General features: G+C 57.8%; 15 protein-coding genes and 1 pseudogene. 5 read left to right on the top strand and 11 right to left on the bottom strand.

What is annotated here, in order from left to right:
• Positions 1-1,760: CDP-glycerol glycerophosphotransferase family protein (locus SD72_RS15795; protein ID WP_232299828.1), on the top strand; the 1,760-nt coding region annotated here is incomplete at its 5' end.
• 78 nt (positions 1,761-1,838) lie between these two features.
• Here the strand turns inward: SD72_RS15795 and SD72_RS15790 are convergent.
• From SD72_RS15790 to SD72_RS15740, 11 genes are all read right to left on the bottom strand, one after another.
• On the bottom strand, positions 1,839-2,273 hold the full coding sequence (locus SD72_RS15790; protein WP_042545430.1) for a GtrA family protein: 435 nt from the start codon (positions 2,271-2,273) through the stop codon (positions 1,839-1,841).
• On the bottom strand, positions 2,266-3,891 hold the full coding sequence (locus tag SD72_RS15785; protein ID WP_157000641.1) for a glycosyltransferase family 39 protein: 1,626 nt from the start codon (positions 3,889-3,891) through the stop codon (positions 2,266-2,268). The genes SD72_RS15790 and SD72_RS15785 overlap by 8 nt, the downstream gene beginning before the upstream one ends.
• Complete coding sequence (locus tag SD72_RS15780) at positions 3,891-4,892, bottom strand: glycosyltransferase family 2 protein (protein WP_042545428.1); 1,002 nt, start codon at positions 4,890-4,892, stop codon at positions 3,891-3,893. The genes SD72_RS15785 and SD72_RS15780 overlap by 1 nt, the downstream gene beginning before the upstream one ends.
• Positions 4,893-5,099: 207 nt before the next feature.
• A complete protein-coding gene (locus SD72_RS17575; RefSeq protein ID WP_198142013.1) occupies positions 5,100-5,825 on the bottom strand; it encodes a GT-D fold domain-containing glycosyltransferase in 726 nt (241 codons plus the stop codon).
• A 197-nt stretch (positions 5,826-6,022) separates the two neighbouring features.
• The gene (locus SD72_RS15770; protein WP_232299827.1) at positions 6,023-7,108 is read right to left on the bottom strand and encodes an ABC transporter ATP-binding protein; all 1,086 of its coding nucleotides are present in this window, start codon (positions 7,106-7,108) and stop codon (positions 6,023-6,025) included.
• A 28-nt stretch (positions 7,109-7,136) separates the two neighbouring features.
• On the bottom strand, positions 7,137-8,003 hold the full coding sequence (locus SD72_RS15765) for an ABC transporter permease (RefSeq protein ID WP_042545425.1): 867 nt from the start codon (positions 8,001-8,003) through the stop codon (positions 7,137-7,139).
• 11 nt (positions 8,004-8,014) lie between these two features.
• Positions 8,015-8,761 carry an acyl-ACP--UDP-N- acetylglucosamine O-acyltransferase gene (locus tag SD72_RS15760; protein ID WP_042545424.1) on the bottom strand — a complete coding sequence of 249 codons (747 nt, stop codon included), beginning with the start codon at positions 8,759-8,761 and terminating at the stop codon, positions 8,015-8,017.
• Positions 8,762-9,757 (bottom strand): Gfo/Idh/MocA family protein, encoded by a 996-nt coding sequence (locus SD72_RS15755; RefSeq protein ID WP_042545423.1) that lies wholly within the window; start codon positions 9,755-9,757, stop codon positions 8,762-8,764. It lies immediately after the preceding gene.
• 75 nt (positions 9,758-9,832) lie between these two features.
• The gene (locus tag SD72_RS15750) at positions 9,833-11,839 is read right to left on the bottom strand and encodes a DUF6541 family protein (protein WP_042545422.1); all 2,007 of its coding nucleotides are present in this window, start codon (positions 11,837-11,839) and stop codon (positions 9,833-9,835) included.
• Positions 11,836-12,198, bottom strand: a complete 363-nt coding sequence (locus tag SD72_RS15745) for a DUF2304 domain-containing protein (RefSeq protein ID WP_042545421.1) — start codon at positions 12,196-12,198, stop codon at positions 11,836-11,838. Before SD72_RS15745 ends, SD72_RS15750 begins: the two co-directional genes overlap by 4 nt.
• Before the next feature lie 6 nt (positions 12,199-12,204).
• Positions 12,205-12,909 carry a glycosyltransferase family 2 protein gene (locus SD72_RS15740; RefSeq protein WP_042545420.1) on the bottom strand — a complete coding sequence of 235 codons (705 nt, stop codon included), beginning with the start codon at positions 12,907-12,909 and terminating at the stop codon, positions 12,205-12,207.
• Between the two features lie 286 nt (positions 12,910-13,195).
• On the opposite strand from SD72_RS15740, the gene SD72_RS15735 reads away from it, so the two are divergent.
• The 4 genes and pseudogenes from SD72_RS15735 to SD72_RS15720 all read left to right on the top strand — a co-directional run.
• A complete protein-coding gene (locus SD72_RS15735) occupies positions 13,196-14,308 on the top strand; it encodes a DegT/DnrJ/EryC1/StrS family aminotransferase (RefSeq protein WP_042545419.1) in 1,113 nt (370 codons plus the stop codon).
• 30 nt (positions 14,309-14,338) lie between these two features.
• Positions 14,339-15,496 carry a glycosyltransferase gene (locus tag SD72_RS15730; RefSeq protein ID WP_042545418.1) on the top strand — a complete coding sequence of 386 codons (1,158 nt, stop codon included), beginning with the start codon at positions 14,339-14,341 and terminating at the stop codon, positions 15,494-15,496.
• 110 nt (positions 15,497-15,606) lie between these two features.
• Positions 15,607-16,692: a hypothetical protein gene (locus SD72_RS15725; protein ID WP_052492765.1), complete on the top strand. Its 1,086-nt coding sequence runs from the start codon at positions 15,607-15,609 to the stop codon at positions 16,690-16,692.
• Between the two features lies 1 nt (position 16,693).
• Positions 16,694-17,078, top strand: a pseudogene (locus SD72_RS15720) (ABC transporter ATP-binding protein); the annotation flags it as partial.

Here is a 17,078-nt window from a genome sequence, read left to right as displayed (position 1 = left end):
CTGAATTGCCCTTGCGAGCGAAAGCCTGGGAGAGGCAATTTGAGACTGTCTGGAGCCTAGAGCTAGTTTGTGAGAAGGGCACCTATCCTCTCCCGTATCCCGAGGGAACACAGGCTGAATTGCTCTCAGCAGAAACTGGAGCAGTTGCGGTTCGCCCTTCGGGCTCTGGATGGCTTGAAATAATCGATTCGCGCTGGAGGGCAGTCGTAGAACGGGTCGTAACCGACGGAAACAGAATCACGGTGGCCGGTGCTTTCAACGCACAGACGGCAGACACACCACGAATTGTAATGTTGCGGGTAGACGGGGTTGTTCTGGAGCCAGACGAGCTTGTTACTGATGAGCGAGCTTCTGAGTTTTCCGCCGTGTTTGTACTCGCGAACCGCCCACGTTGGGGCGAGCCCTTCATAGCGCCTACCTCGGGGATGTTTGGCCTCTGCATGATGCCATCGGGAGCCGTTGACCCGTTTACGTCCTCTATTCCGTTGGAGTTCCGAGACCGCAGAGCGGTTGGCCACCGCAGCAGGTTGAAGACTGCATCAGGGCGAGTTGAATCGACCGACTTCGGATTTAACCGGTCGGTCTTGTTGAGGCTCCAGGGGCCCTTAGAGACTTCAGAGTGGACACTCACACGAAATCGACGTCGGCTTGATGAGACTAGAGAGCTGGCCTTTGATCGCCCACTCATGCCACGGACAGTGCTGTGCATGTCGTTTTCTGGGGCGTCCGTTCACGACAGTCCTCGTCCTATCGCTGAGAGGATGATCTCCGAAGGACTGGTTGACGAGGTCGTGTGGGCCGTTCAGAGTTTGGATCAAGACCCTGGCGGAGGCGGACGCGTAGTGCCCCTCCACTCCGCAGAGTTCATCGAGATCCTCCACCGCGCCAAGTACCTTCTGAACAGTGCGCATTTCCCCCACTACTTTAGAAAGCGCCCAGGCCAGGTGTACATTCAGACCTGGCATGGAACCCCCCTGAAGAAGATTGCAAACGACGTCCCTGCTACATCACTGAGTAACCAGTACAGAGATCTGATGAGTCGCGAGGTTGAGTCCTGGGACCTTTTGCTAGCTCAAAGCCCGCAAGCCGGGGCGCTGCTCGCGCGCGCCTTTGAGTATGAGGGGCCGCTCCTGCAAACAGGGTATCCACGCAATGACGTGTTTTTTAATGCCGAGCAAATGCAGAAACTCCGCGATGAGTTCCGCGCAGAGTACGGAATCCAAGATCACCAAAAGGTCGTCCTCTATGCGCCTACATGGCGCGACAACGCGGGTTCTGGCATCGCAGGGGCCGGTTACGAAGAGATCAACCTTCCCCAGATCCTGGACGCTTTGGGCGGACAGTCTCGCGTACTGCTCCGAGGGCATTCGAATACGCGAAGTTTTGACAGAACTGTTGCCGACGATCGCATCCTCGATGTTTCTGGACTGTCGAACCTTGCGCAGCTCATTGCAGCGTCAGATCTTCTCATTACCGATTACTCGTCGATGTTCTTCGACTACATGCTGACGGGAAAGCAAATAGTTGCATTTGTTCCTGACCTGGAAACCTACGTCTCGACAACTCGGGGTACATACTTCGATTACGAACAGACCTTCCCCGGACCGATAGCAAGAACGAACTTGGAGCTTGTCCAAATTTTGACGCATCGAATCTCGTCTGCAGCGAACCCCGCAGAGATCGTAGAAGACGTGTGCTCCTCTGAGCATGGTGATGCAACCGAGCGAACGCTTGACTGGCTACGGGGATACGTGAGCTAGGTGGCGAGCACGCGTTCGAACAAACTGTGACGAGTTATGCGACGCACTTCTGGTCTGGGTAAAGGTACTGAATCGCACTCAACGCTGTTGGCTTCGGAAAACGAGTTTGTTGTAGAGCAAGTAGTTCCACGACATCGAAACGAGCGTCGCCAAGCCTTTTGCGCTCAGCATTAGCCACGGGTTAGCTAGCAAAGCGTCGGCCGCATGGAGCACCAAGAACATTGTGGCTGGCTGTAGTACCCAAAGGCCAAACAGCGTCACCAAGACAAACCAAACAGCTTGGTGAAGCGCCCTGCCGGAACTCGCAAAAGTAAAGGACCGGTTGACAAAGAAGCTGAAAACGAGCGAGATGCCTGTGGACAACGCGTTCGCGAACCATAGGTTGAGTCCGAGCCCTAGGAAGACGAACAGCAAACCTACGTCCAGCCCGGTGTTAAGGAGACCGACGACCGCGAATCGAAGAAGCTTCCTTTGATCTCTACGCTTGCTCCGCGGCGACTCCTTCTCACTCATGAGTATCCTTCGCGCGTGCGGGGTTCCTCCGGTGTTGGAGTGCACGCCAAGCGCCAGGATATGCGGGCAAGCAAGAAGCGAGGGTGATTATCGCTGGGAGAAAAATAATCAGATAGCGGGCACGGCCCTCAAAGAGCAAGCTGAACGCACCGATCCCCAAGACGCTAAGGCTCAGAACAAGGACATCTGTCCGCCGCCCCTGGGGCCAGAGAAAGAAAGAAATTGTCAGAAGAAGAGCGAACCACAAGCCTGTCAGTGAGGCGCTCCAAAGAGGCCAGGAAGCGCCAGCAGGGTGTAGGAAACTCTGCAGTGCGGTGCTGAGCGCCCCATCTCGCCCGAGGCGCTCCCCGTGGTCTCGGCCTTCCACCCAACTGCCAAAGGTGCCGTCAGACCATATCCATATCGCCTTTTTCCCTAAGAACGATGGGTAGCCGACGGGACCCATCGCCCGGAGTTCAGATTCCATTGCGGCAAGTGAGAGCGCCTTTCGTTCAGCCACTGTCTCAGCTGCGCCCATCTCCTTCACAGCGGCAGCGTCGTAGCCCCCGTAACGCGTGGCACCGTTCTCGCCTGGAGCTTCGATAAGTCCCATCCGAGCGAAATGGTGCATCGGAAACGCCCTCGAGGCATCAAGCTTTGCTGTGTCGAGTCCAGCGGCCGCGGGCAGCAGGCTCGAACTCAGGATTATTACTATGCAGGCGGCCCCGAGAGCGGTTCCCAGTCGCGTGGTGGCCCGTCGCCAGCGGCCTCTGCGCGTACCGCTTAGCACGCTGAGCGACATAGCGATCAGCAGAATCATTGCTGTGGGCTTTAGTGCGATCGCCGCGCCCGCAGCTATCCCGGACATCGCGCAGACAGCGAGAGTGGTGACGCCTGATTTGGATTCAGAGAAAGTGACCAGCCACAGCGCCACTGAAAGGGCAAGCAAAGCGGCGACTGGGAGATCCGTGTAGGGAACCGCAAGCCACGGCGAGAACGCGAAAAAGGCGAAGACCATTCCCTGGCTCAGAAAGGCGAAACGCGTACTGCTCAACGTCTTTACAGAAATGAAAACGGATATCGAGACCACTGTGACGCATACGCCGTTCAAAAATGCAATCGCAGTTCCAAGCGGAATACCGAACAGGCTTGCCCCGCTGACGATCAGCCGATCGAGTGCGAGGAGCGGAATGTTGTTGGGGTAACGCGAGAAGTAGTCGTAAGGATATGCACCCAGATCGGACCCGACCGCGAGTGTCTGCGCTGCCTCCATTACGACACGTGCATCCCAGCCGTAATCGAACGAGAGCGCTCGGCCAACGACGACAGCGACCGAACCAGCGCACATTGCGCCAACTACGGCAAGGAGCCACACCCCGTTTGGAGATGGTCGCCCAGGGGACTTGGCCGGCAGGTTTTTGACCAGGATGATGATGCCGATGCCTACTGCACATCCGAGCAAGGTCCAGAGGCTCCGAGGTACATGTTCTTGTACACGAGGGAATACCAGTGTCGCGAGCAGAATGGAGGCGAGCACCAACCCCGCAAACCGGTTGAAGATAATCGTACTTAGAGTCTGGAAAGGGAAGTACGACTTGATGCTTGTCGGAACCTTAGTGCGAATCGGCTCCAGCGACATCACATTTCTCTTCTATCAAACGCGGTGACACGTGGTTCCTGCAAGCTGTAGAGCGGACGGCCCTTTACTTCGGCAAAGATGCGACCGATGTAGCTGCCAATGATTCCAAGCAGCATTGTTTGGACGCCTCCCATGAGGAAAATAGCGCAAGCCAGGAAAGCCCAGCCCTCGACGGTCACTTGCGGAAAAAAGAGACGCACGATGACTACATACACAATCGCGAGCAGGCTGAGCAATGAGACAACGAACCCCACTCTGCTGATGAGGCGAAGTGGTACCTGAGAGAACCCAAGAATCCCATCGGTGCCAAGCTTGAGCATTGACTTCAGAGAGTAGCCGGTGGTGCCACTTGCCCGCGGATCTCGATCAAACTGGACAGCGTGCTGTCTGAACCCCGCGTGAGAGATCATTCCGCGTAGGAACCGGTCGTGCTCGCGGTATCGCCGAATCTCCAGAACCACTGCACGACTGATCAAGCGGAAATCGCCAGTGTTCTGCGGAATGTCGATGTCAGCCAAAGCATCTAAGGTCTTATAGAACATCGAAGCCGTAAACTTCTTAAATGCTGTATCTTGACGCGACCTGCGTTGAGCGTAGACAACGTCGTAGCCCTGTTCCCATTCATGGATCAGTTCGAGACATACGCGAGGGGGATCCTGCATGTCAGCATCCATTATGATGACGGCATCGCCATCCGCTGCGTCGAGACCTGCGGTCACCGCAATCTGATGTCCAAAGTTGCGTGACAGGTCAAGAATGCGCACGTCCGGTCTGTGCGAGATCTCCAACAGTCGTTCCAGCGAGCTATCTTCGCTGCCATCGTTGACGAAGAGGTATTCGCGTCTATAGTCCAAATCGGCAGTGATGTGGTCCATCTCGGCAATCAGCGGTGTGAGGTTGTCTTCTTCGTTGTAAATAGGAAAGACAAAAGAAATCAGACGCCGCGTGTCTTGCTGCTTCTGAGGATGAGAAGCTGTTGCAGTTGTATCTTCTACCGTCATTACGCTTCAAACCAATCGTCAAGACTTCGGATCCGAGACAATCCTCGGAGTTCACTGATTCATATACGTGATTGACTATAGCTGATTAATACGCTGAGAATAGATGGCTTGGGTGTCTGGGATTGGGGCTCGAATGGTCCTGAAATGGAGACGCTCGTTTCTGCGGCACCTGCCTGACACACAACGCTGTGGCGAACCGACAGCCCTCTATCTTGTCAGAGGTTTTTTCTCTGGCCACTCCGCGCCTTGGAAAACCGTCTCGAAGGAATCGCTGATGTGCCCGACGTCGATCGCTTGTTCTCCGAGCTTCGCAAGCTTGCTTGCCAAAATCGTACCTGCTGGGCCAAGCGCAATGAGGAACAGGTGATCCTTATCGCGGAACGACGCAATCTTTCCCAACACCCTGGGGAGGTCACTAAACGCATCGACGGCCACGGAATCAATGCGAGTCACTTCGCTCACGTTGTCGAAAAGCTCGGGAGAAAGCGTCATGCGGGAGTTCTTGCCGGTAACCAATACGACCTTGCGCCCGTGCCATACTGAACGCCATAACGAAACACCAGTACCGCCGAGTGTCTGAAACAGAATCGGTCGCGAAACGTGAGCATTTCCAAAGACCTGCGAAGGGTGAATTAGCTGCCTAACCTCTGGCCAGATATCTATCCACACTCTTGACCAGTGCAAGTCACGATAAAGAGTTGGGAATCCAACGAGGCAACGTGAGTCTTCGTGAGGGTCGGTAAACACGCTCCTGAGCTCGGCAGCCAGTTCAGGACTCCCTGGCTGGAAACGAAGGTTATATGAGGGCCGAAGCATCGACTTGAACTCTCCGTCGCCAAAGCGAGCGAAGCTGAGCCTTTCAGAAGCTATCCGCTCGAGAGTCTCTGTGAAATCGAGCTGCTGCCGGTTTAGCATATCTTCGAGCTGATCCAAGGAGTGGGTGGCGCTCCCTCGGACTGCATCCTCGAGGAGTGCAGACGTGTGTCGGCGAAACGAGGCCAGGTCGTCGCGTTGGGTTTGTAAAGACTGGGCAAGGGGGCGCAGAAGCCATTGACGGGACCTACGGAGAAGATTCTTCATGTTTGTTGTCCTTCTGGGACGCGGTTCTTGCTTGGGACGAACCGGGCGTGCTAATCATGTGGAATGAACGACAAGCCATCATCGATTGTGAAGATTGCCGTGCCATTCTGGAACTCCATTGAGCGAGGCTGGTCATCCTCGAGGTGTCCTTCTGCTTTGCCGACGATGAATCCCCACGGACCCGTGGGGCCTCCATTCTTCGTATATGCGGCGAGAAAAATGTCTCGCCAGAGTCCCTGTGTTATTATCTCACCAGTGTCGGATACGAACGACGTGATAATTCCCCACCGGAACTCCTGGTAGGTTCCACCGCCGTTTGCGGTGGTCTCAATGCGTGGACCCGACGGTTGACCGTAGCGGGGCGGACTCACCAGGTATACTTCCGCGTAGTCTCCGACAACAGGGAACCCGTTGTCTGGCGTTTGCTCGGAAGCTCCATTCAAATAGAGGATCGCTTCTTCGATGGGGCCGTCGAAAGCAACACGTCCTTCCTCAAGGACGACGCCACGCTCACACAGCTTTCTCACCTGAGCAGCACTATGGCTGACAATAAACATAGTCTTGCCCTGCTCACGCATTTCAAGCATTTTTTGATCACACTTTTGCCTGAACTGCGCATCACCGACTGACAAGATCTCATCGACCAGCAGAACGTCCACTTCTGTGTGAACGGCGACGGCAAAGCCGAGTCGCGCGTACATACCAGAGGAATAACGCTTCACCTCAGTGTCGATGAATTCACCAATCTCAGAGAACTCGAGAATACTCTCGAACTGAGCGTCGGTTTCCTCCTTTGACATGCCGAGAATGGCCGCGTTGAGGTACACGTTCTGTCTTCCAGAGAGGTCGGGATGAAACCCCGCCCCGACTTCTAGGAGCCCTGCGACACGCCCACGGGTTCGCACCCAACCTCGGTCGGGGCGGAGCACTCCCGAAAGCAGCTTTAGAGTGGTTGACTTTCCCGAGCCATTGCGACCCATGATTGCAACAGACTGCCCCTCGGGTACTTCGAGTGAGAGATTGTCGACCGCTTTAAATTCTGAGGAGAGTTCCTTGCGGCGTAATGTCGCGATGAAGGCCTCCTTGAATGAATAAGCATGGCTGATTGCGAACGTCTTGGAAACGTCCTCAAACACGATTGCAGGCTTCGGGGCGGAAGACGAGTTAAATTCGCTGAGCAAAAGCAGGCTCCAACTTACGGAATACCAACTGGCCGACGACCAATGTGATGAAAGAAATTGCGACGCCCACGCCGACATACGTCATCAGCAAATCGGGGTGGGCAACGTCCGGCGCGAGTGGCTGCCAGAACGTGTCATGGAATAGCTGAACCGCGCTCGTGAGCGGGTTCAGCATATAAGTATGAAACAACCACGATGGAGCCCTATCGTGCACCATCGTCCAGGAGTATAGGACCGGTGATGCCCACGTTGCGAACATCAGGATAAGATCCACGAAGTTTCTCGCGTCACGGTAAGCCACGTTTACGGCCCCGAAGAGAAGTCCCAGCCCAAGGGCAAACACGATGATGATGATAAGGCCGACGACGAAGGCGGCTATCTGAGCCAGGCTGATTGTCCAACCGAGGAAGAGCACTACGGCAAGGAGCAAGATTGCCTGTGGAAGGAAATGCAGGAGTGCAACGCCCACAGCCGCGACGGGGAAAAGTTCCCGTGGAAGGAAAATCTTTTGCACCAATGCCCGGTTGTCGACGACCGCCGCGGTCGTATTCCGGAGGATCTCGCTGAAGAGGTTCACTGCGACGATTCCGGAGAAGAGATAGACCGGAAACAGCGGGACGCCGCGATCGCCGTTCATGATAATACCAACGACGATGTAATACATCAGGAACTGAGCGGCTGGCCGGATGTACGACCATACCCAGCCCAGCACGGACCCGTAGTACCTCGTCGACATCCCCTTCTTGAGTAGAAGGGTTAAAAGGTACCTGTACTTAAAGACGTCAATTAGTCCTCGACTCTTACCGGGTGTGTCAAACTCCGGATCCAGGAGGATGGATTCGTTAGCCACGGTTGTATAGCCTACTTCGAATATCTGGGAGCGAATGTGCAACGCGCAGGGCGCAGCCCTTCATGTGCCCGCCACCAGGCGAGCTCAGTGAGGAGGGACTGGACTGCGTCAGGGAGAGGCTCGTGGGTCGTGAGGAACTGACCGCTCGAATAGTACTCTAGGAGTAGGGTCTCGAGGGCCGCATCATGGCCGGCCCGTTCGAGCCCCACAGAGTTCACCCCGGTAATGCGGGGCGGAGTGCCGTAGACCTTGGCAAAAGGAGGAACGTCACGAGTCACAGGCGTTCCCATTCCGATCATCGCACCCGGGGCGATGACGCGGCGCTGATGGACGACTGCGTTCATGCCGATGTTGACGCGATCCCCGATTTCGCAGTGGCCGCCGACCGACACGCCAGCTGAGACAGTTGCGTCGGCCCCGAGGAGTACATCGTGGGCTAGGTATGCACGGTTCAGCACCCAGCTTCGTTCTCCGACGGTGGTCTCGCGGTATGTCCCCTGATGGATTACGGCGCCTTCGCGCACGACTGCTCCGGTGCGAACCCGGACGCCGGCGTGGTCAAGCTCCCCGGTCCAAGCGGCGTTCTGCGGAAGAGATGCCATCTCGGGAGGAGCGCCGATTTGAGCACCCGGGCCGATCCAGACATTGTCTTCAATAACGCATGGGCCGAGAAGTACAGCACCTGGTCCGATAGCGACATCGGCGCCGAGCTCTACGCCCTCGCCAATGAACGCCTGGGGGCTTACACGTTCAGACATCTACACGCTCTCCGACAGACGCAGTGTCTTTCCAGAGGACGCTGACTCGATGGCCGCTTCCGCCACCCTTAAGGTCTCGTAGCCTTCGCGGAGCGACACGTGATCCTGGCGCTCACCTAGAATCGCGTCGCGGAAGGCCTCGTGCTCGTTGCGCAACGGTTCACGCTTATCGAGAGCAAACCTCGTTATTGTTCCCTCGCTGACCCCCCTAAAGGCGGTGACTGCGTCCCAAGTTCCGTGTCCGGTGCTGTTCTCGTAAAAAGTGAGATCAGCGGTTAAAGTATCGGCGACGAAGGCACCACGTTCACCAGTAACGAGGGTGAGACGCTCCTTAAAGGGAGTCAACCAGTTCACGATGTGATTCACCATGATGCCGTTCTCGAGAGCTCCAGTGATTGAGACCATGTCCTCGTGCTCGCGCCCGCTTCTGTGAGTGGTCTGTGCAGCGAGCGTCTCGTACTTTGACTGTGCCAGCCATGAAGTGAGATCGATGTCATGGCTCCCGAGGTCCTTTACGACGCCGACATCAGCGATTCGGGCAGGGAATGGGCCCTGGCGACGTGTCTGGATCTGGTAGACGTCGCCAAGGTCACCGTTCTCGATTCGGGTACGGAGGCTCATCAGCGCGGGGTTGAAGCGTTCGACGTGGCCAACAGCTGCGATGAGATTTGCTTCCTCGAACGCCGATACCAAGCGCTCGGCTGCTTCAAGCGTGTGTGCGACAGGCTTCTCCACGAGAGTGTGCACGCCTGCTGCCGCGAGCCGAAGTGCGACCTCCTCATGGAACCGGGTCGGTACCGCGACGACGGCGGCCTCAATCCCCGCTTCAATGAGGCCGTCGACCGAAGCGTGCAACGGGGTGTCTCCTGCAACGCCGTGGGGGTCGCCTACAGGGTCAGCAAGCGCGATGAGGTCCACTCCGTCCATTTCGCGAAGAACTCGCGCATGGTGGCGTCCCATCATCCCAAGTCCAATGAGGCCATACTTGATGGTCATAAGTGCTTCTCTCCGTCGCAGCAGCGACAATCTTTTTCGAGCGACACCAGTCTACGACTACTGTTCACGGCAGACTTAGTCGCAACCGTCGAGGCGATAGAGAACCGCGTCACCTACGCTGAGAATCGTTGTAAAGGCGGGCGAGTTCGCTACATCCGTGAGGCCTGGGTAATCCAGTTCCCGCTTCGCGGACCCCCCGACGGAGTAGAGATCACCGAGATCCAGAACGTATTCAACGCCAAGACGCTCAGCTGCTGCGCATGCCGCGGGTGTGGCGTCTTTGAGCTCGCGGGCGATTACACCGGCATCCTCCCCATATTCACCACCTAGATGTGGGAAGAGCACCTCACGATGCGCGTAGGTAAGAGCAAAAGCACTGCCATTCCATGGATTGCCTGCAATGACGGCATCTTCAGGGAGTACCTCATCTGCTTTTTCCATGAGCTCAATCTCATTCGTAGACAACAGCCAAGATTCTTCATCGAGACGGTGAAGATCATTGATCTGTCCGCTGATCTGAGTGATGCTAGCCCCGCGCATACCGAACGCGGCTGCGACGAGCACGAGGGCGATGATCAAACCCGTCGAGGCTCCGGGGCTCCACACTCGACTCAGCGTGGTTGCACTGGGCGTTGGAACTGCCCCTTTCGGTGGCAGGATGACAGGCCCTGTGGCGATGCTCACCCCGGGGCGCCCTGAAGCAGCTATTACATCGGTGAGACGCCCTAGCGCTAGCGCGGCTAGCGGTACCGCGACGATGACGGTAAGACTCGCGAGCCGGTTTGCGTCGTTGTACCACAAACCTGTGACCATTGTGCGCAACGGTCCGCTGGTGCCACTCGCAATCGTGTAGAGCCCAATAACGACGGCGTAGGATGCGGCGAGCCACCGTATCCCTTTCGTCGTTAGAGCGACGATCAAGCCGCTTAGAACAAGTACCGTCGCAAACCAAGCGCGCGAGTCGAGGAGTGGAGCGTTCGTTACACCGCTAATGAATGCCGTGGCCACCCCGGACTCAAAGACACGTGTGTTGTCGGACGTGCTCAGTTTGCCCCAGAGAACGAAGATCACAACAAACGGCACAACGACCATCACTACGCGCGCTGCTCGAGACCAAACGTTAGGTGCTGCACGAACAAAAGCAGGCAGCGTCGCGAGGGTGAGCGGGACAGCGATTGCTGCGAACCCGAACATCGCATTGGGATGGGCCGCGATTCCAGCGCTGAGGGACCCGATCAGGGCGACCCAAGCCGCAACACCACCGATCTCAGGCCCAAAATACCGGCGCCGTATTGCGGCGTGAAGGAACCCAAGCGCGATGGGAATGAGGGCGGTTGACAACAGATTCGGGTAGAGCACCCCCCAACGCAGCAGCAGGTAGGGGAATGCCGAAAACCCACTGGCGAGCACTGCGATAGTGAAGAGGTGCCGTGGATGGCGGGCGGGACCCAACAGAGGGGCAGCAAAAAACAGGATTGCGATGGGCCAAACCAGGCAAGTCGTGACGACGATCATCGCGCTCGTCGCAACGTCTGCGCCCACCCCTGCAAGCTGACTCACGAGGGCTGCAGTTGAGTGCCATGTGTTCGGATAAAAGTTGAATGTGCGGTCAGGCACCGCCATCGTCATGTGCACCGGTGATGCGTCGCCGCCGTCAAGAATGAACTGCACTAGATTCAGGTGGAATACGCTGTCGTAACTTTGGGAAATGGTCTCAGGTGACCCGAGCCCTGCCCGCACCAAGCTGCCGATGAGAATTGCCGCCACGAGCAGCGCTAGAACCGGCCAACCGAGGGAACGCAACACTGTCTCTGTAGGTCGGAAGGATAACCGGCGGAAGATCGGCCAGGTTATCAGGAACACGAGTAGCCCGAGCCCCAGCGGAAGGAGCGCGCTCCATGTGAGGTGGAGTACCGGGCCGAGAAGAGAAGAGAGCGTGATCAGCGCAAAGGACGCGGCCGTTGCGCCAGCCAGGAGCGCCAGTCCACGGAGCCGGAGGGCGAGTGCAAGCGGCAATCCCGGCAACAGTACAAGGGCTGCTGCTGCGAGAAACGCGGGGGCAGCCTGAATCCAGGCAATCACGGCTGCGCGTCCCTGCGACCGGCGCTGTCCTCTGCCCGGGCTTCCATGAGCGCAACGGCTCGTGCAAGGTCAGTGACGCGAGCATCACTTCGGGCTTTCGCCCGGATAGTTGCTACAGCAAACCACAGTGTCATCAGCACGAAGACGTACAGAAGTAGATCTGTTCCGCGGCCCACTCCGAAGAACGAGGCGACTCTCGTGAGAGCCTGCGGGAACAGAATCGCGAGTACCGCGCTCACAGCGAAAACGATCGCGACGATTCGTTTGATCGCCAGGGATCGGTCGCCAGGGAGGAAGCGCACAGCGAGTACGACAGCGATGAGGACGCCTGCGATTAGCAAGAACTGAATGAGTTGCATAGCTGCCTACCGAATAACGAGGTCGATGAGGATGTTGATGGAATTGAGAAGGGACTGCCCTTTTGCTTTCGAATAATCGGTGTAGAGAACCTCAACCGGCTGCTCCGCGTAGGGAAGGCCGGTTCGCCCGAGCTGGACGACGATTTCCGTGCCATGAGCCATCCGGTCCTGGCGGAGCTTGACCATCCGGAGAGCATCCTCTCGGATCACGCGTAGCCCGTTGTGAGCATCAGTGAGCTTGGTACGTGTGGTGAGGTTCGTCACCCAAACCGCGGTCTTCAGGACGATCTTCTTGAGTAGCCCAGGTTGAGTTCTATCGTCGAGGAATCGAGATCCGAACACGACGGCGAGATCTTCTGCTCGTGCGCGCTCAAGCATCGCGCACGCGTCAATGACACGGTGTTGCCCGTCAGCGTCGAATGTAACCACATAGGTGGCACCGCGTTCGAGGGCATACTCGAACCCCGTTTGAAGCGCGGCGCCTTGCCCAAGATTAATAGGGTGCCGAACCACTTTTGCCCCTGCTCGTGAGGCGACTTCACCTGAGCCGTCTCGGGAACCATCGTCGATGCAGACGACGTTTTGGAAGGATACATTGAGATCCTCGATAACGCCGCCAATTACAGTTGCCTCATTGAACAAGGGGATCACTACCCAGACGTCGGAGTGGTCTCGCGCCACGGAAGCGGCGCCGGGGATAGCTGAGGTCATGCTTCCATTGTCTCAGACGCTTCGTCGGGATGCGTTCCTTCGCAATGCACTCGCGATTTCGGTGCCACACCGGAAACGGTGTTGAGGGTGGGAACCTGTTCACACATATTGTGAGTTACCATAAGGCCTGAACGGCTGCTTCTGGCCTTGGCGACCTTCAAGCGGTCGGCCAACGGAGAGCAAGACGGCGCGGCAATGAGCGAACGCTCAAGAAATCGCCAGTTCGACAACTGCCATCAGAGAGCAGGCGTAAGATCGTGTTCTGTCTATGCTTTGAAGGAGTCTCGTGACTGTTGAGTTCATCCCCCCGGCCAAGCCTATTGTTGGTGATCTCGAACGGGAGTACGTCGACAGGGTGCTGCGCTCCGGCATGATTGCTCAAGGGCCTGAAGTAGCGACATTCGAGCGGGAGTTTGCGACGCATTTCGCGGCCGGCCGGCCAACTGTCGCGGTGAACTCGGGGACGAGCGGTCAGCATCTCGGACTATTGGCAGCGGGCGTCGGGGCCGGCGATGAAGTTATCGTGCCATCCTTTACCTTTGCGGCGACCGCCAATTCGGTTGCGCTAACTGGAGCCACCCCTGTATTTGTGGATATCGAGCCCGATACATTCACACTCGATCCAGACGCTGTGCGGGCAGCTATCACCCCTAGCACCAAGGGCATTATGCCCGTACACCTCTATGGACACCCATTCATGGTTGATGAGATTCTCGCGATTGCCGAGGAACATGGTCTCGACGTTTACGAGGACGCTGCGCAAGCCCACGGGGCGAGCTGGAATGGGCGCCCCGTAGGAACTCTTGGCACGTTCGCGATGTTCAGCCTGTACCCGACGAAGAACATGACGTCGGGTGAGGGGGGCATGGTGACATGCTCGACTGACGAGCTCGCGCGAAACGTACGTTTGCTGCGAAACCAGGGAATGGAGACGCAGTACGCGAACGAGGTCATCGGTTTCAACGCCCGCATGACGGATGTGCATGCGGCCATTGGGCGGGCTCAGCTCACGAAAGTTGACGGGTGGACTTCCCAGCGCCAACGGAATGCGGAGGTGCTCGATGCCGGGCTAGCGAGCATTCCCGGAATCACCGTGCCTGTAGTGCGCGAAGGCGCAGTACACGTCTACCACCAGTACACAATCCGGATCTCCGACGGTGAGCGTGACCGCTTCCGTGACGTGCTGAAGAACGAGCACGGTGTTGGGTCAGGAGTGTATTATCCGATCCCTAACCATAGGCTCCCCTCGCTATCAGGGTTCGCACCGAACCTGGAACTTCCTGAGACTGAGCGTGCAGCGGCAGAGGTGCTCTCACTACCAGTGCACCCGTCGCTCGCCCCCTCGGACTTGGAACGCATCATCGCAGGCGTCACTGCGGTAGCGCGGGCCGGGGCCTAGTTGGAAGGCGCCCGGCGGTCGCGACGACCCATGCGAGTAGCGATCGCTACGAGGATCTTCGATCCTGAACCTAGCGCTGCGTCTTTCCGGCTGAGCGCTCTCGCTCGGAGTTTCTTTGCAAGGGGCGACGAGGTGAGGGTGCTTACGGTCCGCCCGCCGCGCGGAGCGACTGCCGCTCCCGCACCGTACAGAGTGACTCGGTTCCCGGTGATTCGTGACCGCACGGGCTACGTGCGTGGCTATGTCCAATACATGAGTTTCGACATCCCGTTGTTCTTCCGGGTGCTCTGCGGGATGCGGCAGGACGCAATCGTTGTTGAGCCGCCGCCCACAACGGCGCTAAGCGTCACTGTCGCTGCGCGACTTCGGCGGACTGCAGTTTTCCCGTACGCAGCCGATGTCTGGTCGGATGCAAGCGAGAGCACCGGTGCGCCTCGGCCCGTGGTGGCTGCGGTTCGTTGGATGGAGCGATACTCTTGGAGCCGGGCAGCGGGCGTACTCGCTGTGAACGATGGCGTCGCAGCCCGCATCATGGAGATCGCACCGCAAGCGAAAGTAACCGTAGTCGGAAACGGAATCGATACCGATTTGTTCATGCCCGAGGGTGAAACCGCGGCAGAGGCCCCGAACACTCCGTATGCGATCTACACGGGGACGGCTTCGGAATGGCAAGGAGCGGAAGTCTTTGTGCGTGCTGTTGCGCAGCTCCGTGACAATGGCAGCGCTCTGCGCCTCGTGTTCCTTGGGCAGGGAACGTCGTTCCCCGAGCTGCAGCGCCTTGCCGAAGCGCTTGACGCCCCGGTTGACTTTCACCCACCAGTCCCGCCGGCAGAAGCTGCCGCTTGGCTGCGGGGCGCTGCAGTGAGCGTGGCGAGCATCCGGCCCGGCGCAGGCTACGACTTTGCGTACCCAACAAAGGTCTTCGCCGCTTGGGCTTGCGGAACCCCGGTCGTCTACGCGGGTCCGGGTCCGGCAGGTGTCGTACTCGCAGGGAATCCGGCCCTTGGTGAGGGGGTCGACTTCAGTCCTGCTGCTGTTGCCGGGGCACTCGAGCGTGCTGTCAGCGACCCAGGTCTCGATCGCAAGGTGATCGCCGAATGGGCCCACGAAAACGTGTCGCTCGGTGGCGTTGCCGCACGCGTGACCGCGTGCGTCTCAGCTAGCTTGCCTAGGAGCAGTCCGCGTTGAGTATCTTGGGGCTCAGGCAATCGCTATGGGCTATGACTTCTGTTCTGAAGCTTCGAATGTCGGGGCATCGGCGGCCAAGCGCTCTGCCTGTCCATGCCGATGGAGTGAATGTGCTTATTGCGCCAGCGAACAGCGCCGGACAAGGTTTTGCTTGGGCCCGGGCGCTCGAACGCGTTCGCCCCGGTACGGTAGTGACCAGCATGCAATTCGTGTCAGAAGTTGAGCCGTATTCTTTTGAGGTCGACCAGTCAGTGTTGCGGGGGTTTGGCGCTCATTCTAAGGCCTGGCAGCGTGCCCAATTCCGAGCTGCGATCGAGTACAAAGCAGTCCTCGTGGAGTCGGCCATGCCGCCATTTGGTGGCATGCTGAGGAACGATGCGACGCAACAGATCGAGGCACTCCGGAATGAGGGTGTAAGGGTTGGGCTTCTGTTTCACGGGAGTGATATTCGTGACCCCGAATTGCATCTTGCTAGCGAACCTCTGTCCTATTTCGCGGCTGATCCGGACTTCACGCTACAAATGCGCAATCGTGTCCTCCGGAGCAGGGCTCTCATCAACACTGTTTGCGCACCCCTGTTCGTGTCGACGCCCGACCTTCTCACCGAGTTGCCGAGCGCTCTGTGGCTTCCCGTGGTGGTCGATGTTGAAGAGTGGGCAAGCGGGACTGCCCCGCCACTGTCTGACAGCGCGATTCCAGTTGTATTACACATACCTTCGAGCTCAGTCGTAAAGGGAACGGCGCTGATTGAGCCCGTGCTTCGCCAACTGGATAAAGCGGGGAAAATTCAATACCGTTCAGCCTCGGGGATACCTCACGCTCAAGTCCGCGATCTTGTCAGGGGGGCCGATATCGTTGTGGACCAGGTGCGTGGGGGGCCGTATGGGGTCGCAGCCTGTGAGGCAATGGCTGCTGGACGAGTGGTAGTAGCACACGTGCCAGACATTGTTCGGTCTCGTGTCGCTGAGCTGACGGGGAGCGAACTCCCCATTGTTGAGGCCGCACCAGATACTCTCATTGACGTGCTTGAAGACCTTCTGGAGGATCGTGCGACCGCACGCCGAATTGCTGGTGAAGGCACACAGTTTGTGCGGCATTGGCACGATGGGCGTGAGAGCGGGCGTGTACTCGCAAATTGGCTTGATGAGGGTGAAGCCGCCGAAACCCCTACACGAGCCGAAATAGACGGGGAATGATATGAAAATTCTGTGGAATACACTACTCGAGCTCTTCGACGTGCTCCCAAAGGGGGCCAAGCCCTTCTATATTGTGTACTCGATCGTCACTAGCTTGCTATCAATCCTCGACACCCTCGCCCTCGCGCTCATCGTACTTACCGTGACACCACTGGTGTCCGGGAGGGCCATCCAGCTGCCGGTAATTGGGGAGTTGCCTGCCGGCGCGGTGCCGTGGATCGCTGTCGTCGTTTGCGCCCTATTCGTCCTCAAGGGCCTGTTTGCAGTCATTCTGCACTGGTATGCAACTCGGCGCTTTGCTCGGTACGAACTTGAAGTGGGAGACGAGCTCTTTCGTAACTACATGCGCTCGAGTTGGGAGGAGCGTTCCCGGATGAGTACTGCCG

Source organism: Leucobacter komagatae, from assembly GCF_000834055.1.
GTDB lineage: Bacteria > Actinomycetota > Actinomycetes > Actinomycetales > Microbacteriaceae > Leucobacter > Leucobacter komagatae_A.
This window is presented reverse-complemented; position numbering and strand designations above follow the sequence as displayed.

Excerpts from the sequence above, each read along its gene's own strand:
- SD72_RS15790 (WP_042545430.1), bottom strand. The coding sequence starts at position 2,273 with ATGAGTGAGAAGGAGTCGCCGCGGAGCAAGCGTAGAGATCAAAGGAAG.
- SD72_RS15745 (WP_042545421.1), bottom strand. The coding sequence starts at position 12,198 with ATGCAACTCATTCAGTTCTTGCTAATCGCAGGCGTCCTCATCGCTGTC.
- SD72_RS15780 (WP_042545428.1), bottom strand. The coding sequence starts at position 4,892 with ATGACGGTAGAAGATACAACTGCAACAGCTTCTCATCCTCAGAAGCAG.
- SD72_RS15760 (WP_042545424.1), bottom strand. The coding sequence starts at position 8,761 with ATGTCTGAACGTGTAAGCCCCCAGGCGTTCATTGGCGAGGGCGTAGAG.
- SD72_RS15755 (WP_042545423.1), bottom strand. The coding sequence starts at position 9,757 with ATGACCATCAAGTATGGCCTCATTGGACTTGGGATGATGGGACGCCAC.
- SD72_RS15785 (WP_157000641.1), bottom strand. The coding sequence starts at position 3,891 with ATGTCGCTGGAGCCGATTCGCACTAAGGTTCCGACAAGCATCAAGTCG.
- SD72_RS15740 (WP_042545420.1), bottom strand. The coding sequence starts at position 12,909 with ATGACCTCAGCTATCCCCGGCGCCGCTTCCGTGGCGCGAGACCACTCC.
- SD72_RS15730 (WP_042545418.1), top strand. The coding sequence starts at position 14,339 with ATGCGAGTAGCGATCGCTACGAGGATCTTCGATCCTGAACCTAGCGCT.